Genomic DNA, 18,865 nt, shown 5'->3' with positions numbered 1-18,865 from the left:
TCGAGAGAGAACCCTCATGACCGCCACCGCCCCCGTCGCCCGCCGCCGCGGCATCCCCGGATTCGCCCAGATGCAGCGCCTCGGCAAGAGCCTGATGCTGCCCATCGCCGTGCTGCCCGCGGCCGGCATCCTGCTCCGCCTCGGCCAGCCCGACCTGCTCGGTCGGATCGACCTGCCGGTCATCGGCCCGTTCTTCCAGGCGATGAGCGCCGCGGGAGGCGCGCTCTTCGACAACCTCGGACTGCTGTTCGCGGTGGGTGTGGCCATCGGCTTCGCCAAGAAGGCCGACGGCTCCACCGCACTGTCGGCCGTGGTCGGTTACCTCGTGCTCGCGAACGTCTTCACGGTGATGTCGCCGGTCGTGCTCGCGGGGCAGACGACGGCCGCCGGCGACCAGGTGCAGATCAACTACAGCGTCTTCGGCGGCATCGTCATCGGGCTGCTCACCGCGTGGCTCTTCGATCGGTACCACACCATCGAACTGCCCTCGTACCTGGGCTTCTTCGGCGGACGCCGGTTCGTTCCCATCGTCGTCTCGCTGGCGAGCCTCGTCGTCGCCTTCGGATTGAGCTACTTCTACCCGATCTTCAACACCGGGCTCTCGGGCCTGGGAGCGTTCATCGGCGGCACCGGAGCGATCGGGGCCTTCGTCTACGGCTTCACGAACCGCATGCTGATCCCGGTGGGTCTGCACCACATCCTCAACTCCTACGTCTGGTTCCTGCAGGGGTCGTACACCGAGGGCGACGGCAGCGTCGTCACGGGGGAGCTGACCCGCTTCGCCGCGGGGGACCCCACCGCCGGAGCGCTCACCGCGGGCTTCTATCCCGTGCTGATGTTCGGCCTGCCGGCCGCGGCGCTCGCGATGATCCACCTCGCCAACCCCGCGCAGCGCAAGGCGGCCATCGGCATCCTGGGCGCCGCGGGTCTGACGGCCTTCCTCACCGGTGTCACGGAGCCGCTCGAGTTCGCCTTCATGTTCGCCGCGTTCCCCCTGTACGTCGTCCACGCGCTTCTCACCGGCATCTCGCTCGCGGTGGCCTACCTTCTCGACATCCACCTCGGGTTCTCGTTCTCGGCGGGACTGTTCGACCTGCTCCTCTACGGCACCGCCCCCGCGGCCAACAACGTCTGGCTCCTGGTGGTCATGGGCGTGGTCTACTTCGCCGTGTACTACCTGCTGTTCCGCCTCGTCATCAAGAAGTGGAACCTGCGTACTCCGGGCCGTGAGGACCTCTCCGCCCCGACGGGAGATGCCCCCGCGGTGGATGCCGACACCACCGCCCCCGTGGCGGGCACGTCGCAGCCGGTCACGGCATCCGCCCCCGAGACGCGGACCGCATCGACCGCGACGGCCGCTGAGCAGTCGACGACGGAGCAGTTGATCGCCGCGTTCGGCGGCCGCGACAACCTCGTGCACGTCGACGCGTGCATCACGCGACTGCGCATGGAGGTCGCCGACCGCGCCCTCGTCGACCACGCGCGTCTCAAGCAGCTCGGCGCCGCCGGCGTGCTGGAGGTGGGCGACAACGTCCAGGCCGTGTTCGGCCCCCGCGCGGAGATGTTGAAGAACGACATCCTCGAGGCGCTCTGATGGAGGTCGTCGTCGTCGAGACCCCCGAAGAGGCGGCGCGCGTCGTCGCCGATGCCTACACCGCTCTCCTGCGGCGCACACCCGCGGCGGTGCTGGGCCTCGCCACCGGCTCGACGCCGCTGCCGGTCTACCGCGAGCTCGCGCGTCGCCACCGCGAGGAGGGACTCAGCTTCTCCGCGGCGCGGGCGTTCCTGCTCGACGAGTACGTGGGTCTGCCCCCCGGGCACCCCGAGAGATACCGCGAGTTCATCCGCGCCGAACTCGAGCGACACGTCGACTTCGCACCCGGGGCCATCGTGGGACCGGGCGACCTCGATGCCGCCCCCCTCGACGCGGGGCCCGCTTACGAGCGGGCAATCCGGGATGCCGGGGGCATCGACCTGCAGATCCTCGGCATCGGATCCGACGGGCACCTCGCCTTCAACATGCCGATGTCGAGCCTGGCCAGCCGCACCCGCGTGAAGACCCTCACCACGCGCACCCGACAGGACAACGCGCGCTTCTTCGCCGGCGACATCGAGCAGGTCCCCACCCACTGCCTCACGCAGGGGCTGGCGACGATCCTCGACAGCCGTCATGCCGTCATGCTCGGTTTCGGCCGCGGCAAAGCGCAGGCCGTGCGCGAGGCGGTCGAGGGTCCATTGTCGTCACGGTGGCCGGCATCGGTGCTGCAGCTGCATCCGCACGCGACCGTCGTGGTCGACGAGGATGCCGCCGGCCAGCTCGCCTTCGCCGACTACTACCGCTCCACCTATGCCGGCAAGCCGGTGGGACAGGGGCTGTGATGCGCTTGCGGACCGCCCGTGCCCTGATCGGTGGAGCGTTCGTGGGTCCCGTCGTCATCGAGGTGGTCGCCGGACGCATCGGCCGCATCCGCCCCGCGACGGGTGACGAGAGCGTCGATCACGACGTCGTGGACGGGGTCGTGACGGCGGGCCTGCTCGATCTGCAGGTCAACGGCTCGTTCGGCGTCGACGTCGCGGGAGCCGACGAGTCCGGATGGCAGACGCTCCTGACCGGCCTGGCCGCGCGAGGGGTGACCGGCATCGAGCCCACCGTCATCACCGCGCCCCTGCCCGATACCGTCGCCGCCCTCGAGCGCGTGGGACGGGCGCGCGACGCCTTCGCCGACGAGCCCGTCGCGAGGATCCTGGGGGCGCATCTCGAGGGGCCGTTCCTCTCGCCCGCGCGCAAGGGCGCTCACCGCGCCGAGTGCATGCTGATGCCCGAGCGATCACACCTCGACACCCTGCTCGAGCGCCCGACCGCGCGCGACGCGCTGCGCACGCTGACCCTCGCCCCGGAGCTGCCCGGCGCCCTCGACGCCATCCGCCGCCTGACCGGCGAGGGGTACATCGTCGCCGTGGGCCACAGCGACGCCACCGCCGCGCAGGTACACGCGGCGGGCGACGCGGGAGCCACCATGACCACGCACGTGTTCAACGCGCAGCGGCCGCTGAAGCCCCGCGAACCGGGCGTCCCCGGAGCGGTGCTGACCGACGACCGCTTCTTCGTGGGCACGATCATCGACGGGCAGCACCTCGACCACCGTGTCGTCTCGCTCGTGCTCTCCGCGGCCGGTCGGCGTACCGTCGGCGTCACCGACGCGATCGTCACGGCGGGTCTCGACGCCGGTCACTGGCTCGACTTCGGCGGTGAGCCGGTGGCGAACGACGAACACGGCCTCGGGCGCCGACACGACGGGACGATCGCCGGGGCCGGCATCGTGCTCGACGAGGGCGTGCGCCGCATGATCGGAGCCGGAATCGACCCCGCCGTCGTGCTGGCCGCCTGCACCGAGAACGCCGCGCGCTCCCTCGGTCGCACCGACATCGGTCACGTCGCCGAGGGCGCGGTCGCCGACCTCGTGCAGTGGGATGCGGGATGGCATCCGGCGCGGGTCTGGGTAGGCGGACGCGCGCTGTCGATGACGACGCGCTGAAGCACGCGCGCCGCACCCGCCAGTACGCTGGGGGTGCGGCGCTCCGGGCGCCCGCGCCACCGCACCCCGATCTGGAGCCCGCCGTGACCGACAGCCGCGACCTGCCCGACCTCACGACGTTCGAGGGCGTCCTGTTCGACCTCGACGGGGTGCTCACCCCCACCGCGGAAGTGCACATGCGGGCGTGGAAAGAGATGTTCGACGAGCTCTTCGCCGCGTGGCGGATCGAGCCGGCGTACACCGATCGCGACTACTTCGAGTACGTCGACGGCAAGAAGCGCTACGACGGCGTCGCCTCGCTCCTGCGCAGCCGCGACGTCGAGGTGCCCTGGGGAGATCCCTCCGACGACCCGTCCGAAGACACCGTCTGCGGTGTCGGCAATCGCAAGAACGTGGTGTTCTCGCGCATCCTGCGCAGCGAGGGCATCCAGCCCTACCCGGGCTCGATCGCCCTCCTCGACCTGCTGCAGGCGGCCGGCACACCGATCGCCGTCGTCTCCAGCTCCAAGAACGCCGTCGAGGTGCTGGAGGCCGCCGGCATCCGCGACCGGTTCCCCGTCGTCATGGACGGCGTGGTCGCCGAGCGCGACCACCTGGCATCCAAGCCCGCCCCCGACGTCTTCGCCGAGGCCGCCCGCATGCTGGGCGTCGATCCGGCCCGCTCGGCCGCCGTCGAAGACGCTCTGAGCGGCGTGCGCTCCGCCGCGGCGGCCGGCTACGCCGTCGTGGTCGGCGTGGATCGCGGTGTCGGCGCGGACGACCTCGCCGCCGCCGGCGCGACGGTGGTCGTCGACGACCTCGCCGCGTTCGTAGACTGAGCCGTCGCCTGCACGCGACACCCCCTCGCCGTCCCCGAGCGGCGAACCCGAGCTCCACCCGCGCGAGCGGCATGCCGTCGTCTCGCGCCGACTCAGAATCCGCCACCGGAAGGCACCCCCGATGATCGATCGCGATCGTTTCCCCGTCGACGAATGGCGCCTCGTCGAGACCGAGTTCTCGCTCGACGACGTGGGGGTCACCGAGACCCTCTTCGCCGTCGGAAACGGCTACCTGGGCCTGCGCGGGAACTCGATCGAGGGCCGCTTCGCCCTCGAACAGGGCACGTACATCAACGGGTTCCACGAGACGTTCCCCATCCGCCACGCCGAGCAGGCCTACGGCTTCGCCGAGGTCGGCCAGACCATCATCAACGCGCCCGACGCCAAGGTCCTGCGCGTCTACGTCGACGACGAGCCGCTCTCGCTCGACGTCGCCGACGTCCGCGAGTACGAGCGGGTCCTCGACATGCGCCAGGGGATCCTGCGTCGCAACCTCCTGTGGGTCACCCCCTCCGGCAAACGCGTGCGCATCGAAGACGAACGCTTCGTCTCGTTCGAAGAGAAGCACCTCGCGGTGCTGCGCCTCACCGTGACCGTGCTCGACGCCGATGCTCCCGTCATCGTCAGCAGCCAATTGCTGAACCGGCAGGACGGCGAGGGCATCTACGGCGGTTCGCCGATGGCATCCGGGAAGGCCGGATTCGACCCGCGCAAGACCGAGAAGCTCAGCGACCGCGTGCTGCAACCGCGCGAGTACTGGCAGGACGGCGATCGGTCGGCCCTGAGCTACGAGGTCAGCGAGTCGAACATGACGCTCGCCGTCATCGCCGACCACCTCGTCGACACGCAGAACGAGTACACCGCGCGCCGTCTCATCGAGCCCGACATCGCCAAGAACGTCTATCGCGTGCAGGCGCGCGCAGGTGTCCCCACCACGATCACCAAGCTGGTCAGCTACCACACGTCGCGGGGCGTCCCCACGGGGGAACTGCTCGACCGGTGCCGCCGCACCCTCGACCGAGCGGTGGAGACCGGCATCGACGGCCTCTTCACCCAGCAGATCGACTGGTACGCCGACTTCTGGGAGCGCTCCGACGTGCGCATCGGCGGACACGGCGACCTGCAGCAGGCCACGCGTTGGTGCCTGTTCCAGCTCGCGCAGGCGGCGGCCCGCGCCGACGGCCAGGGCGTTCCCGCGAAGGGCGTCACCGGCTCGGGATACAGCGGGCACTACTTCTGGGACACCGAGGTGTACGTGCTGCCGTTCTTGGCGTACACGTCGCCCCTCTGGGCGCGCAACGCCCTGCGCATGCGCTACCTGATGCTGCCGGCCGCACGCAAGCGCGCGCACCAGCTCAACGAGGCCGGAGCGCTCTTCCCGTGGCGCACGATCAACGGCGAGGAGGCCTCGGCGTACTACGCCGCCGGCACCGCGCAGTACCACATCAACGCCGACGTCGCCTTCGCCCTGGCGAAGTACGTGCGAGCGACGGGCGACGAGGAGTTCCTCGCCCGCGAGGGCGTGGACATCGCCGTCGACACCGCGCGGCTGTGGTCGACGCTGGGCTTCTGGCGCTCGAGCGACGCGGCCGACGACGGCGAGCACGATTCGTTCCACATCCACGGCGTGACGGGTCCCGACGAGTACACCACCGTCGTCAACGACAACCTCTTCACCAACGTGATGGCGCGCTTCAACCTGCGCTTCGCCGCCCGCACGGTCCGCGACCTCGCCGACAACGACCCCGACGCGTACGCGCACATGGCCGAGCGCATGAACCTCGATCCCTCCGAGCCCGAGCGCTGGGACCGCGCGGCCGAGGCGATGCACATCCCCTTCAGCGAGGCCCTCGGCATCCATCCGCAGGACGCCGTCTTCCTCGAGCGCGAGATCTGGGACCTCGAGAACACGCCGCCCGACCAGCGTCCGCTGCTGCTGCACTTCCACCCGTTGGTGATCTACCGCTACCAGGTGCTCAAGCAGGCCGACGTGGTGCTCGCGTTGTTCCTGCAGGGCAATCACTTCACGGATGCCGAGAAGCTCGCCGATTTCGAGTACTACGACCCGCTGACCACCGGTGACTCGACGCTGTCGGCGGTCGTGCAGTCGATCCTCGCGGCCGAGGTCGGCTACCAGGACCTGGCGCTGGAGTACTTCCGTCAGGCCGCGTTCGTCGACCTCGGCGACCTGCACCACAACGCCTCCGACGGCGTGCACGTGGCGTCGGCCGGCGGTGTGTGGACGGCGCTGATCAGCGGCTTCGGCGGCATGCGCGACCACTTCGGGCGGCTCACGTTCGACCCGCGCCTCCCGGCCGACTGGCCCGAGCTGTCGTACGTGCTGCACTGGCACGGGACGCGCCTCAACGTCACCCTCACCGCGAACGCGCTGACGCTGCGCGCGGGGGAGGAGGGCGCGCCCGTCGCGTTCGCGGTGCGCGACGTCGACTACACCGTCGCTCCCGGTGAGACGGTGCGCGTGGCGCTGCACGGGCAGGGTCCGGTGCGTCCGGGTCGCCCCTCGATCCGTCAGCTCGAGGGCTCGGTGCGCGAGGACGGCACGCTGCTGTCGGCATCGGTGCCCATCGTCACGGCGACGATCCCGGTCGTGAACGACGACGACACCCCCATCGCGGTCGGCCTCGACGGAGGTTTCTGACTCCTCGGGCGCGGCGCCTCCTCTCGTGAGGGGGCGCCGCGTTCGGTGTTTTCGGGGCGCGCGCGCCTCGCGGGTGCGTCCCTCGGGTGCGTCCTCCCGGGTGCGTCCTCGCGGGTCCGCCGAGAACAGGTGATCCGGCGGGTACAGGGGCGGATGCCGATGGACCGGCCTGCACCGGCGGCATCCCCTGTTCTCGGGACCGGTCGCGGCGTGATGAGGGCCCCGGGATCGGGAGCGCGGCGGCCGGCCGCACGCGGGAGGAGGATGCCGCGGAGGCGATGTCGGAGGGACGCCGTAGGCTGTTCGGGTGACGACAGCCCTGTACCGCCGATACCGCCCCGAGGCGTTCGGTGAGATGATCGGGCAGTCGCAGGTGACCGAGCCGTTGATGACCGCACTGCGCAGTGATCGCGTGGGTCACGCGTATCTGTTCTCGGGTCCGCGCGGCTGCGGAAAGACCACGTCGGCCCGCATTCTCGCCCGCTGCCTCAACTGCGCAGCCGGCCCCACCGACACCCCCTGCGGCACGTGCGACAGCTGCGTCGAGCTGGGTCGCGGCGGCGGCGGATCGCTCGACGTGGTCGAGATCGACGCGGCCAGCCACAACGGTGTCGACGACGCCCGCGACCTGCGCGAGCGCGCGATCTTCGCTCCCGCTCGCGACCGGTTCAAGATCTTCATCCTCGACGAGGCCCACATGGTCACGCAGCAGGGTTTCAACGCGCTGCTGAAACTCGTCGAAGAGCCTCCCGCGCACGTGAAGTTCATCTTCGCCACCACCGAGCCCGAGAAGGTGCTCGGCACCATCCGTTCGCGCACACACCACTACCCGTTCCGCCTCGTCCCGCCCGCGGCCATGCTCGAGTACGTCCAGGAACTGTGCGAGACCGAGGGGGTCGGCGTCGAGGCCGGTGTGCTGCCGCTCGTCGTGCGCGCCGGCGGCGGCTCTCCCCGCGACACGCTCTCGCTTCTCGATCAGCTCATCGCCGGATCCGACCCCTCGTCGGGCTCGGGGACCGAACCGGCGGGCCACGTCCTCGTCCGTTACGAGCGGGCCGTCGCCCTGCTGGGTTACACCCACTCCGAGCTCCTCGACGAGGTCGTCGACGCGTTCGCCTCGAACGACGGCGGGGGAGCCTTCGCCGCGGTCGATCGGGTCGTGCAGACCGGACAGGATCCCCGCCGGTTCGTCGACGACCTGCTCGAGCGGCTCCGCGACCTCATCATCGTGGCGGCGACCGGCGCCGGTGCGTCCGCCGTCCTGCGTGGAGTGCCCGACGACGAGCTCGAGCGCATGGCTCGTCAGGCGACCGCCTTCGGCGTGTACCGCCTCTCGCGCACGGCCGACCTCGTGGTGGCCGCGCTCGACGAGATGACGGGTGCGACGTCGCCACGCCTGCAGCTCGAACTGCTCGTCGCGCGCGTGCTCACCCACGCAGGAGTGTCGCAGGGCACCTCGCCCGCGGCGGCCCACGACCTCGAGGCGGCGCGCGGCTCGACGTCGGCCGCCCCGCAGCTCGCTCCGGCCACCGGACGCCCCGCATCGCCCGCAGCCGACATCGCCGCACCCGGAAGAACGGATTCCGCATCGCCGTCGCCGCGGGTCGCGTCTCCGGCGATCGCTTCTGCCGGGGTCGCCGCACCCGAGTCGGGTGCCTCGAGCGTGGCGCCTCCCCGGGTCGCGTCGCCGTCCGGCCCGTCGACCTCCGTCGCGCCGCCGTCCGTCGCGTCGCCCGGCACCGTGTCGACGGGTGCGTCGACCGCCGCTTCGACCCCGCCCCGCGTCGCCGCGCCGGCTGTCGCCGTGCCGACGATCGCCGCGCCCGGCGGGCCCACGCCCCCCACGCCCCCCACGTCCTCCGCCGCCTCGTCGGCCTCCCCGCAGCCGTCGGACGCATCACCGCGTCCGTCGGAGGCACCCGCGCGTTCCGAGGCGACGCCCGCGCGGGGTGCGCTCGACGATGACGCACCGCCGCTCACCGATGACGACGCGCCGCCGCCGTTCGACGACCCCGAACCGGTCGCCGAGCCCGGGGGACGCGGGCGCACGCCCGCCGCACGAGCCGATGCCGACGCGCACCCGTTCGACACCGCACCCACTCCCGAGACGGCGCCGACCACGGGGAGCACGCCCGATCCCGCCGTCTCGGCGCACGAGACGTCCGATCCCGACTCGACCATGCCTTCGTCTGAGGGTCGCGAGCCGGCTGCGGCGTCCGCGCGTGCAGCCGCCGCGCCGACCGCCGCCGCCGACGACACCGCGTCGGTCCGTGCCGCCGCCGACGTCTCGGCGCCGACCGCCGCCGATACCGCACCGGTTCCCGGGCCTGCGGAGCCGGAGGCCGCCACCGACGACGTCTCACCGCTCGAGGCTTCCGCCCCGACCCCGCCGGTCACCCCCGTCGGGCCGATCGAACTCGGGCATCTGCGCGACGCCTGGCCGGAGATCCTCGCCCAACTCGAGGTCGCGAGCCGCGCCTCATGGCTCGTCGTGACGACCGCCACCGTGCGTGCCTTCGACGACGACGTGCTGACCCTGTCGTTCCGCGCCGCCGGCGACCTGAACGCCTTCAAGACGCGCACGCCCGACGGGGGTGCGAGCGAAGACCTGCGCCAGGCGATCCAGACCGTGCTCGGCGTCCGCGTGAAGTATCTCGCGCGCCTCGATGGTGACGGTCCGGGGGGTTCCGGCCCCGGAGCGCCTCCGCGCGGTCCCGCGGGCGGATCCGACGCCCCTCGCGGCGGGGGATCCGCGAGTGCTCCCTCCGCCCCGCGATCGACGGCGCCCTACACGGCGTCGGTCACCGAGTGGGCTGTCGCACCGATTCCTTCCGCTGACGTCGCCGGGGCATCCTCCGCGTCAGCCGCCGCGACGAGCGTGTCTTCCGCCGCGTCCCCCCTCGGCGGCGACATCGCTTCCGCCGGTCTCGCGTCGACGGCCCTGGCCGTCGACGACGAGCCCGATGAGGCCGCCGCGCCGCCCGAGGCGTTCGCCGTTCACCCCGGCGTGGTGCTCCCGCCGCGTGAGGTGACGCCCTCGGTCCCCGCACCCGACGAGGTCGACGACGATGACGTCATCCCGCCGGCCGACGACGTCGAGGCCCCCCTGCCCCCCGTGGTCGTTCCGCGCATGGCCCCGCTCCGCGGCGGCGTCCAGCGGTACGGCGAGGCGGTCGTCCGCCAGATGCTCGGCGCCACCTACGTGCGCGACGAGCCCTACGAGCCACCGACGAGGTTCAGCTGATGTACGACGGCATCGTGCAAGACCTGATCGATGAGTTCGGCCGACTCCCGGGCATCGGCCCGAAGTCCGCGCAGCGCATCGCGTTCCACATCCTGCAGTCACCGTCGTTCGATGTCTCGCGCCTGTCCACACTGCTCGGCGAGATCCGCGACAAGGTGAAGTTCTGCGAGATCTGCGGCAACGTGTCCGAGCAGGATCGCTGCTCCATCTGCCGTGACCCGCGACGCAACCCGGTCCTCATCTGCGTCGTCGAAGACGCGAAAGACGTCGCAGCCATCGAGCGCACCCGTGAGTTCCGTGGGCTGTACCACGTGCTCGGCGGCGCGATCAGCCCCATCGCCGGCATCGGCCCCGACGACCTGCGCGTCACGCAACTCATGCAACGGCTCGCAGACGGAACGGTGCAAGAGGTCATCCTCGCCACCAACCCGAACCTCGAGGGCGAGGCCACGGCCACCTACCTCAGCCGACTCCTGCACACCCTCGAGATCCGCGTCACGCGTCTGGCATCCGGTCTGCCCGTCGGCGGTGATCTCGAGTACGCCGACGAGGTCACCCTCGGTCGCGCGTTCGAGGGTCGTCGCACGCTCTGACGGAACCCCGGTCTCGGCTGGCCCCCTCGACCGCCCCGACGGCCTCCCGTCGACGCTCAGCGCCCGCCCCGGCAGGTGTGGCGCCGGCACAACGGTGGGGCGATCCGCCGGCGTGCCGATCGCGAGGGTCGAGATGAGGCCTGTCGTGGATGTTCTCCGCGGTTGCGTCGTCCGCGCCGTCCCGCCCGTGTCGCGCCCGCCCGCACCGCGTGCCGTGTCGTGCCCGTCCGCACCGCGTGCCGTGTCGTGCCCGTCCGCACCGCGTGCCGCGTCGTGCCCGTCCGCACCGCGTGCCGTGTCGCGCCCGTCCGCACCGCCCGCTGCGCCGCGGGCGCCCTACCCGCGCGCCCGCGCCCGCGCCCGGGTGACGCTCGACAGCGTCGCGCGCACGGGCTGGCCGAGGTAGATGCCGAGCGAGGCCCCCACGGCGAGGGCGATGCCGATGGTCGCAGCCCCCGCGAGGGTCGTGACGCCGGTCATGAGCACAGCGGGGTCGTCGCCGGATTCCACGATGCCGAGCAGCCCGCGGAACACCGCCGCACCGGGCACGAGCGGCAGGATGGCGGCGGTCGTGATCGCCACCGACGGCACGTGCAGGCGGTAGGCGACGACGATGCCCGCGAAGCTGCCGATGAATGCGCCGACGCCGCTGGCGGCGGCCACCTCGAACCCGAGCGCCGTCGCTCCGACATATCCCGCCCACGCGACGAGGCTGAGGGCGGCGGAGACGACGATGATCCGGGTCCCGGCGCCGTTGTACACGGCGACGGCGATGGCGATCACGGCGGCGCCGATGAACTGCACGGTGAGGGGTCCGAGCGGCAAGGCGTTCGACGGCGGCGACATGCCCAGCCCGATCACGCGCACGGTCTCCAGCCCGGCCAGAATGCCCAGCACCACACCGAGTGTCTGCGTCGTGAGTTCGAGGATGCGCCCGGTCGCGGTCAGTGCGAATCCGTCGATGGCATCCTGTGCCGCGCCCACCACGGTGAGCCCCGCGAGCATGAGGACGATCCCGGATGCCACGATCACCGACGGACGGATGTCGGCGGCGGCATCCAGGCCGGTGTAGCGCAGCAGGGGAGAGAGGGCGGCGACGACGGTCAGCACGAAACCGCCCGCGATCTGGGCAAAGAAGTACGGCACCCGCGCACGGGCCATCACGTGCTGGGTCGTGGCGGCCAAGGCTGCGGCGATGAACGAGAGCACCAGCGCGAGCCAGTTGGCGCCGAACATGATCGCGACACCGGCGGCGAGCGACGCCTGCGAGACGATCACGATCGCCGGGCGGTAGCGGAACGGCAGACGTCGAATCGCACGGCAGCGCACGATCGCGTCGTCGAGGGCGAGCCCGTCGGCGACCTCCGTCACCAGTGCCTGAAGACGCTGGAGTTTGGCGTGGTCGGGCACCGACCCCCGCACCACGCGCAGGAGGGTGGTCGGGTGGCTCGCCCCCGGGCGGCTGTGCGCGATGGTGATCGAGTTGTAGGTCACGTCCACGTGCACGGGGTCGAGTCCGTACGCTCCGCACACGCGCACGATCGTCAGCGTCACCTCGTTCGCGGGGGCGCCGACGACGAGCATCGTCTCGCCGATGCGGATGGCGAGGTCGAGGATGCGGGTGGCCAGCGCCTCGTCGACGACCGGGAGGAGGGTCGTGTCGAGCGACGCCGCGTCGGCGGAGTGCGTGAGGCGACGTAGCGAAGACAGCCAGGTAGCGGGGGTGAGCGCCATGCGATCGCTCCAGGGGGGGGAGGGGGTGGAACGCGTCGATCCTATCCGCGACCGCTCGGGAGTCCGCCCGGGGGCGCACGAGGTCGATCGCGTGGCCGGGATGGTGGATCATGTACGGGCGCGTATACGGCGTTCCGTAAGATGAACCCTCGGGCGCGGCATCCGGGCGCCCCGTCGTGGTATCCCGACGCACGCCCCTCCCGGGAGTTCTCCTCATGGCTCTGATCGTCCAGAAGTACGGTGGCTCGTCCGTCGCCGACGCCGAGAGCATCAAGCGGGTCGCCAAGCGCATCGTCGACACGCGTCGCGCCGGCCACGAGGTCGTCGTCGCGGTCAGCGCCATGGGCGACACCACCGACGAACTGCTCGACCTCGCGGGCCAGGTGGCACCGATCCCCGCGCCCCGCGAACTCGACATGCTGTTGTCCAGCGGTGAACGCATCTCGATGGCCCTGCTGGCGATGGCCATCCACTCGATGGGGTTCGAAGCCCGCTCGTTCACCGGCAGCCAGGCCGGCATGATCACCGACGCCACGCACGGCGCCGCCCGCATCGTCGACGTCACTCCCGTACGTCTGCGCGAGGCGCTGGATGAGGGCGCGATCGTCATCGTCGCCGGCTTCCAGGGCTTCAACCGCGACACCCGCGACATCACGACGCTCGGCCGCGGCGGTTCCGACACGACGGCCGTCGCGCTCGCCGCGGCGCTCAAGGCCGACGTGTGCGAGATCTACAGCGACGTCGACGGCATCTACACCGCCGACCCGCGCGTCGTCCCCCTCGCCCGCAAGCTCGCCCGCGTCGGCAGCGAAGAGATGCTCGAGCTCGCCGCCAACGGCGCCAAGGTCCTCTACATCCGTGCGGTCGAGTACGCCCGTCGCCACGGCGTGCTCATCCACGCGCGTTCCACCTTCAGCTCGGGCGAGGGCACCTGGGTGCTCGACGCCTCGAAGACTTCACCGCTCGTCCCCGAGGGAGACACCATGGAAGAGCCCATCGTCGCCGGCGTCGCCACCGACCTCAGTCAGGCGAAGATCACCGTCATCGGCGTTCCCGACGTCCCCGGCAAGGCCGCCGACATCTTCAAGATCGTCGCCAAGTCCGGCGCCAACGTCGACATGATCGTGCAGAACGTCTCCGCGGCCGCGACGAGCCGCACCGACATCTCCTTCACGCTCCCCAAGACCGATGCGGCGACCGCCCTCCGCGCGCTCGCCGCCGAGCAGTCCGAGGTCGGGTTCGAGAGCCTCGTGCACGACGACCAGATCGGCAAGCTGTCGGTCGTGGGTGCCGGTATGCGCACGCACTCCGGTGTCTCCGCGACGCTGTTCGAGGCGCTGAGCATGGCGGGCGTGAACATCGAGATGATCTCGACCTCCGAGATCCGCATCTCGGTGGTCGTGCGCGGTGTCGACCTCGCCGAGGCCGCCCGCCTCGTGCACACGGCCTACGGTCTCGACGGCGACGACGAGGTAACCGTCCACGCCGGCACCGGCCGCTGAAGCCGGCGCCGCACCCGCCCCACAGTCGCCCCCGCCGGGGGGTCCGACCGGAGCAGCCCTCGTCGCCCGGGTCTCGCACCGCGCGGACACAACGCAGGAGTTTCCCCGCCGAGGCCGCGTGCGACGGCGGATTTCCGCCGATCTGCGGCAGTGGAGCGACAGTTCTCCTGCGTTGTGTCGCTCTGGTCGGCGCCCCACCGCTGCCCGCGCTACCCTGACCCGAACGCCGTCGTCGCGGCATCCACTCCCGAGCACCCGAGGTACTTCGCATGACCCGCATCTCCGATTCCGGAATCTCTCTCGCCGTCGTCGGCGCCACCGGCCAGGTCGGCACCGTCATGCTCGAGATCCTGAGCGAGCGCTCGTTCCCGATCCGCGAGCTGCGACTGTTCGCCACGGCCCGCTCCGCCGGCACCTCCGTCGAGTTCGACGGTCACTCCGTCGTGGTTGAAGACGTCGCCACCGCCGACCCCGCGGGCGTCGAGGTCGCGCTGTTCTCCGCCGGTGCGACGGGCTCCCGCGCCCACGCGCCCCGGTTCGCCGAGGCCGGCGCCCTGGTCATCGACAACTCCAGCGCATGGCGCATGGATGCCGAGGTGCCCCTCGTCGTGAGCGAGGTCAACCCGCACGCGATCGACCAGGCCGTGAAGGGCATCGTGGCCAACCCCAACTGCACCACGATGGCCGCCATGCCCGTTCTCAAGGTGCTCGACGCCGAGGCGGGCCTCGAACGCCTCATCGTCAGCACCTACCAGGCCGTCTCCGGCTCCGGCCTCGCCGGCGCGCGCGAGCTCCTCGGACAGGTCGAGGGCGTGCTCGCGCAGGGCGACGTGGAGCGCCTCGTCCGCGATGGTTCGGCGCTCGACTTCCCCGCGCCCGAGAAGTACGTCGCGCCCATCGCCTTCGACGTCATCCCCTTCGCCGGCAACCTCGTCGACGACGGCCTGAACGAGACCGACGAAGAGAAGAAGCTGCGCAACGAGAGCCGCAAGATCCTCGAGCTGCCCGAGCTGCGCGTCGCGGGCACCTGCGTGCGCGTGCCCGTCTTCACGGGCCACTCGCTCAGCATCAATGCCGAGTTCACCCGCGACCTCTCGCCCGAGCGCGCGCGCGAACTGCTCGCCGACGCCCCCGGCGTCCGCCTCGAAGAGGTGCCCACGCCCCTCCAGGCCGCCGGCACCGACCCCAGCTACGTCGGTCGCATCCGCGCCGATCAGTCCGCGCCCGAGGGCAAGGGTCTCGTGCTCTTCATCAGCAACGACAACCTGCGCAAGGGTGCGGCGCTGAACGCCGTGCAGATCGCCGAGATCGTGGCGCAGAAGCTCGCCGCGCGGGTCTGAGCAAACGGCATCCGGATGCCGTGAAGCCGGGGTTGTCTCGACATCGAACCGACCGATCTCTCGATGTCGAGACACCTCACGGCTCGCACCTAGAATCGTCGAGTGACTGAAAACGTCGATGTTCTCCTCATCGGTGGCGGCATCATGTCCGCCACTCTCGGCACGCTGCTGAAGGACCTCCAGCCCGATCTGAAGATCGCGGTGCTGGAGCGCTTGAGCGACGTCGCGCAGGAGAGCTCGAACGCCTGGAACAACGCCGGCACCGGCCACGCGGCGCTGTGCGAGCTCAACTACACGCCGGAGGGCAAGGACGGCTCGATCGACCCCGCCAAGGCGGTCACGATCAACGAGCAGTTCCAGCAGAGCCGCCAGCTGTGGGCGTCCCTGGTTGCCGAGGGAGTGCTCGACGAGCCGTCGACGTTCATCAACGCCACCCCGCACATGACCTTCGTCCGCGGCGAGAAAGACGTCGCGTTCCTCCGCAAGCGCTACGAGGTGCTCAAGCAGCAGCCGTTGTTCGCCGGCATCGAGTACAGCGAGGACTCCCGCGTCATCAACCAGTGGGCGCCGCTGCTCATGCAGAAGCGTCGCAAGGGCGAGCCCTTCGCCGCCACGCGCGTCCCCGCCGGCACCGACGTCGACTTCGGCTCGCTCACGCGGCAGCTCTTCTCCAACCTCCGTGAGAAGGGCGTCGAGGTCGTCACCAACCACGACGTCAAGAAGCTGAAGAAGCAGAAGGACGGCACGTGGGAGGTCACCTACCGTCACGTCATCGGCGGTACCCCCGGCTCGATCAACGCGAAGTTCGTCTTCGTCGGCGCGGGCGGGTGGGCACTCAAGCTCCTTCAGCGTTCGGGCATCCCCGAGATCAAGGGCTACGGCGTCTTCCCCATCGGCGGGCAGTGGTTGAAGACCTCCAACCCCGACATCGTGTCGAAGCATCAGGCGAAGGTCTACTCGCAGGCCTCGGTCGGCGCGCCGCCGATGTCGGTGCCTCACCTCGACACGCGCGTCGTCGACGGCGAGTCGGCCCTGCTCTTCGGCCCGTTCGCCACCTTCAGCCCGAAGTTCCTCAAGAACGGCTCGATGCTCGACATCGTCACCCAGGTGCGCCCGCACAACATCCTCCCCATGCTGAAGGTCGCCGTGGACAACCCGGGCCTCATCAAGTACCTCGTGGGCGAGTTGCTCAAGACGCACGCGAAGAAGGTCGACAGTCTGCGCGACTTCATGCCCACCGCCAAAGACGAGGACTGGGAGCTGCTCGACGCCGGTCAGCGCGCCCAGGTCATGAAGCGCGACAAGGCCAAGGGCGGCGTGCTGCAGTTCGGTACCGAGGTCATCACCGCCGAAGACCGCTCGATCGCCGGGCTGTTGGGGGCGTCACCCGGAGCTTCGACGGCCGTTTCGATCATGCTGGGCCTTCTCAAGACCTGTTTCCCCGACCGCATGGCCGACTGGGAACCGCGTCTTCGCGACCTCATCCCCAGCTACGGCGAGACGCTGAACACGCGTCCGGAGGTGGCTCGCAAAGAGCTGGATGCCACCGCCCGCGCGCTCGCGATCAACCCCTGAGGCCCGCGTGGCGAAGCTGTACTTCCGCTACGGGGCGATGAACTCGGGTAAGTCCACGGCCCTGCTTCAGGCGGCGTACAACTACGAGGAGCGCGGTCAGCGCGTGCTGCTGGCCAAGCCCGAGATCGACACCAAGGGTGCCGGCCAGATCGAGAGCCGTCTCGGGGTCATGCGAGCGGTCGACTTCCTCGTCGGCCCCGACGACGACCTGCGCGAGGTCTTCCAAGCGGCGGCGGGCCACGCACCCGTGGCATGCCTGCTCGTCGACGAGGCGCAGTTCTTCACCCCCGCGCAGGTCGATGATCTGCTGCGCGTCGCCGTGCTCGACGGCATCCCGGTGCTCGCCTACGGCATCCGCACCGACTTCCGCACCGAGGCTTTTCCCGGATCGGCGCGCCTGCTCGAGATCGCGCACAGCCTCGAAGAGCTCAAGACCATCTGCCGCTGTGGTCGCAAGGCGATCTTCAACGCCCGCCTGGTCGGCGGTCGGTTCGTGTTCGACGGCGACCAGGTCGCCATCGACCAGGGGCAGATCCAGGGTGAGGTCACGTACGAGTCCATGTGCGCCGTCTGCTACCTGCGCGAATCCGGCGGTCGGCTCGACGGACGCTGACATCGACGCACGGGGTGCGGTCGCGCTGTGGCCGTCGGTCGTGGGTGTGTCGAACTCCGGAGAGTCGGACCGACCGTCGGCGTCCGCGGGCCGATGGTGCGGCGCGGGTCGGGTTTCTCCGGAGTTCGGCACGCGTGACCGGCGCCCTCGTCGCGAGAGGGCGGTGTCGCCGCTGACCGATAGCCTGGGGGCATGCGCGTACTCCTGGCCGGCGGTGCCGGTTACATCGGAACTCACACGGCCGTGGCTCTTCTCGAGGCCGGCCACCACGTCGTCCTGCTCGACGACCTGTCCGGGACGCACGCCGTCGCCGCCGAGCGGGTGGAGCAGATCACCGGAAAGCCCGCACCGTTGGTCGTCGGGGACGCCGCTGATGACGCCGTCGTCGAGGCCGCGTTCGACGAGCACGGCCCGATCGACGCGATCATCCACCTCGCCGCGTTCAAAGCCGTCGGCGAGTCGACGCAGAAGCCGCTGGCTTACTACTCGAACAACCTCGACACGACGTTCGCGCTGCTGCGGGTGGGTCTCGCCCACGGCATCCGTTCGTTCGTGTTCTCCAGCACGGGAACCGTCTACTCCGACCCGGCCGACCTGCCCTTCACCGAGGAGTCGACCACGAGCGTCGACCTCTCGAACGCGTACAGCAAGTCCAAGCGCATGAACGAGGTGGTGCTCGCGGACGTCGCCCGGGTCAACCCCGAGCTCAACGTCACGGTGCTGCGCTACTTCAACCCGGTGGGTGCTCACCCGTCGGGCCTCATCGGCGAAGATCCCGCCGGCATCCCGAACAACCTCATGCCCTACGTCTCGCGCGTCGCGATCGGCACGCTCGACGAGATCGGCGTCTTCGGCGACGACTACGACACCCCCGACGGCACGGGCCTGCGCGACTACATCCACGTCGTCGACCTGGCCGAGGGGCACGTCGCCGCCCTCGAGAGCGCGCAGCCCGGACACCAGGTGTTCAACCTCGGCACGGGCCGCCCGGTGAGCGTGCTCGAACTCGTCGCATCCTTCGAGAAGGCGGTGGGCCACGACCTGCCGAAGAAGATCCTCGACCGCCGCCCCGGTGACGTCGCGGCCACGTACTGCGACCCGACGAAAGCCGGCGAGCTGCTGGGGTGGCGTACCCGCCTGTCGATCGACGACGCGTGCCGCGACTACTGGAACTGGCAGACCACCAATCCCGCCGGGTACGTCACGACCGCCGACGCCTGATCATCCGCGCGTAGGGTGGTGTGGTCCGGC

13 protein-coding genes are annotated in these 18,865 nt (G+C 70.6%); 12 read left to right on the top strand and 1 reads right to left on the bottom strand.

Annotated features, from left to right (window positions below; all coding sequences use genetic code 11):
* Positions 1 to 16 precede the first annotated feature (16 nt).
* From FHS07_RS13670 to recR, 7 genes are all read left to right on the top strand, one after another.
* Positions 17 to 1,594 carry a PTS transporter subunit EIIC gene (locus FHS07_RS13670; protein ID WP_221189503.1) on the top strand — a complete coding sequence of 526 codons (1,578 nt, stop codon included), beginning with the start codon at positions 17 to 19 and terminating at the stop codon, positions 1,592 to 1,594.
* Entirely contained in the window at positions 1,594 to 2,379 is a 786-nt protein-coding gene (gene nagB, locus FHS07_RS13665) for a glucosamine-6-phosphate deaminase (RefSeq protein ID WP_183420452.1), read from the top strand. The genes FHS07_RS13670 and nagB overlap by 1 nt, the downstream gene beginning before the upstream one ends.
* The gene (locus FHS07_RS13660; protein ID WP_183420451.1) at positions 2,379 to 3,536 is read left to right on the top strand and encodes an N-acetylglucosamine-6-phosphate deacetylase; all 1,158 of its coding nucleotides are present in this window, start codon (positions 2,379 to 2,381) and stop codon (positions 3,534 to 3,536) included. The genes nagB and FHS07_RS13660 overlap by 1 nt, the downstream gene beginning before the upstream one ends.
* Positions 3,537 to 3,619: 83 nt before the next feature.
* Entirely contained in the window at positions 3,620 to 4,354 is a 735-nt protein-coding gene (locus FHS07_RS13655) for a beta-phosphoglucomutase family hydrolase (protein ID WP_183420450.1), read from the top strand.
* A gap of 121 nt (positions 4,355 to 4,475) precedes the next feature.
* On the top strand, positions 4,476 to 7,013 hold the full coding sequence (locus tag FHS07_RS13650) for a glycoside hydrolase family 65 protein (protein WP_183420449.1): 2,538 nt from the start codon (positions 4,476 to 4,478) through the stop codon (positions 7,011 to 7,013).
* Positions 7,014 to 7,320: 307 nt separating this feature from the next.
* A complete protein-coding gene (locus tag FHS07_RS13645) occupies positions 7,321 to 10,257 on the top strand; it encodes a DNA polymerase III subunit gamma and tau (protein ID WP_183420448.1) in 2,937 nt (978 codons plus the stop codon).
* Positions 10,257 to 10,850, top strand: a complete 594-nt coding sequence (gene recR, locus FHS07_RS13640; RefSeq protein ID WP_183420447.1) for a recombination mediator RecR — start codon at positions 10,257 to 10,259, stop codon at positions 10,848 to 10,850. Before FHS07_RS13645 ends, recR begins: the two co-directional genes overlap by 1 nt.
* 336 nt (positions 10,851 to 11,186) lie before the next feature.
* On the opposite strand, the gene FHS07_RS13635 is transcribed toward recR, so the two are convergent.
* Positions 11,187 to 12,584, bottom strand: a complete 1,398-nt coding sequence (locus FHS07_RS13635) for a threonine/serine exporter family protein (protein WP_183420446.1) — start codon at positions 12,582 to 12,584, stop codon at positions 11,187 to 11,189.
* Positions 12,585 to 12,799: 215 nt separating this feature from the next.
* Here FHS07_RS13635 and FHS07_RS13630 point away from each other — a divergent pair, with 215 nt between their 5' ends.
* The 5 genes from FHS07_RS13630 (at position 12,800) to galE (ending at position 18,835) form a co-directional block, all read left to right on the top strand.
* Positions 12,800 to 14,086: an aspartate kinase gene (locus FHS07_RS13630; RefSeq protein WP_183420445.1), complete on the top strand. Its 1,287-nt coding sequence runs from the start codon at positions 12,800 to 12,802 to the stop codon at positions 14,084 to 14,086.
* 269 nt (positions 14,087 to 14,355) lie between these two features.
* A complete protein-coding gene (locus FHS07_RS13625; RefSeq protein WP_183420444.1) occupies positions 14,356 to 15,426 on the top strand; it encodes an aspartate-semialdehyde dehydrogenase in 1,071 nt (356 codons plus the stop codon).
* Between the two features lie 102 nt (positions 15,427 to 15,528).
* On the top strand, positions 15,529 to 17,001 hold the full coding sequence (locus FHS07_RS13620) for a malate:quinone oxidoreductase (protein WP_183420443.1): 1,473 nt from the start codon (positions 15,529 to 15,531) through the stop codon (positions 16,999 to 17,001).
* 7 nt (positions 17,002 to 17,008) lie between these two features.
* Entirely contained in the window at positions 17,009 to 17,614 is a 606-nt protein-coding gene (locus tag FHS07_RS13615; protein ID WP_183420442.1) for a thymidine kinase, read from the top strand.
* Positions 17,615 to 17,806: 192 nt separating this feature from the next.
* A complete protein-coding gene (gene galE / locus FHS07_RS13610) occupies positions 17,807 to 18,835 on the top strand; it encodes a UDP-glucose 4-epimerase GalE (RefSeq protein ID WP_183420441.1) in 1,029 nt (342 codons plus the stop codon).
* The last annotated feature ends 30 nt before the right edge of the window (positions 18,836 to 18,865 follow it).

The organism is Microbacterium proteolyticum (assembly GCF_014192415.1).
In the GTDB taxonomy this organism is placed as follows: domain Bacteria; phylum Actinomycetota; class Actinomycetes; order Actinomycetales; family Microbacteriaceae; genus Microbacterium; species Microbacterium proteolyticum.
Note: the sequence above shows the minus strand (reverse complement) of the source record. Positions and strands in the feature narration are given on the sequence as shown.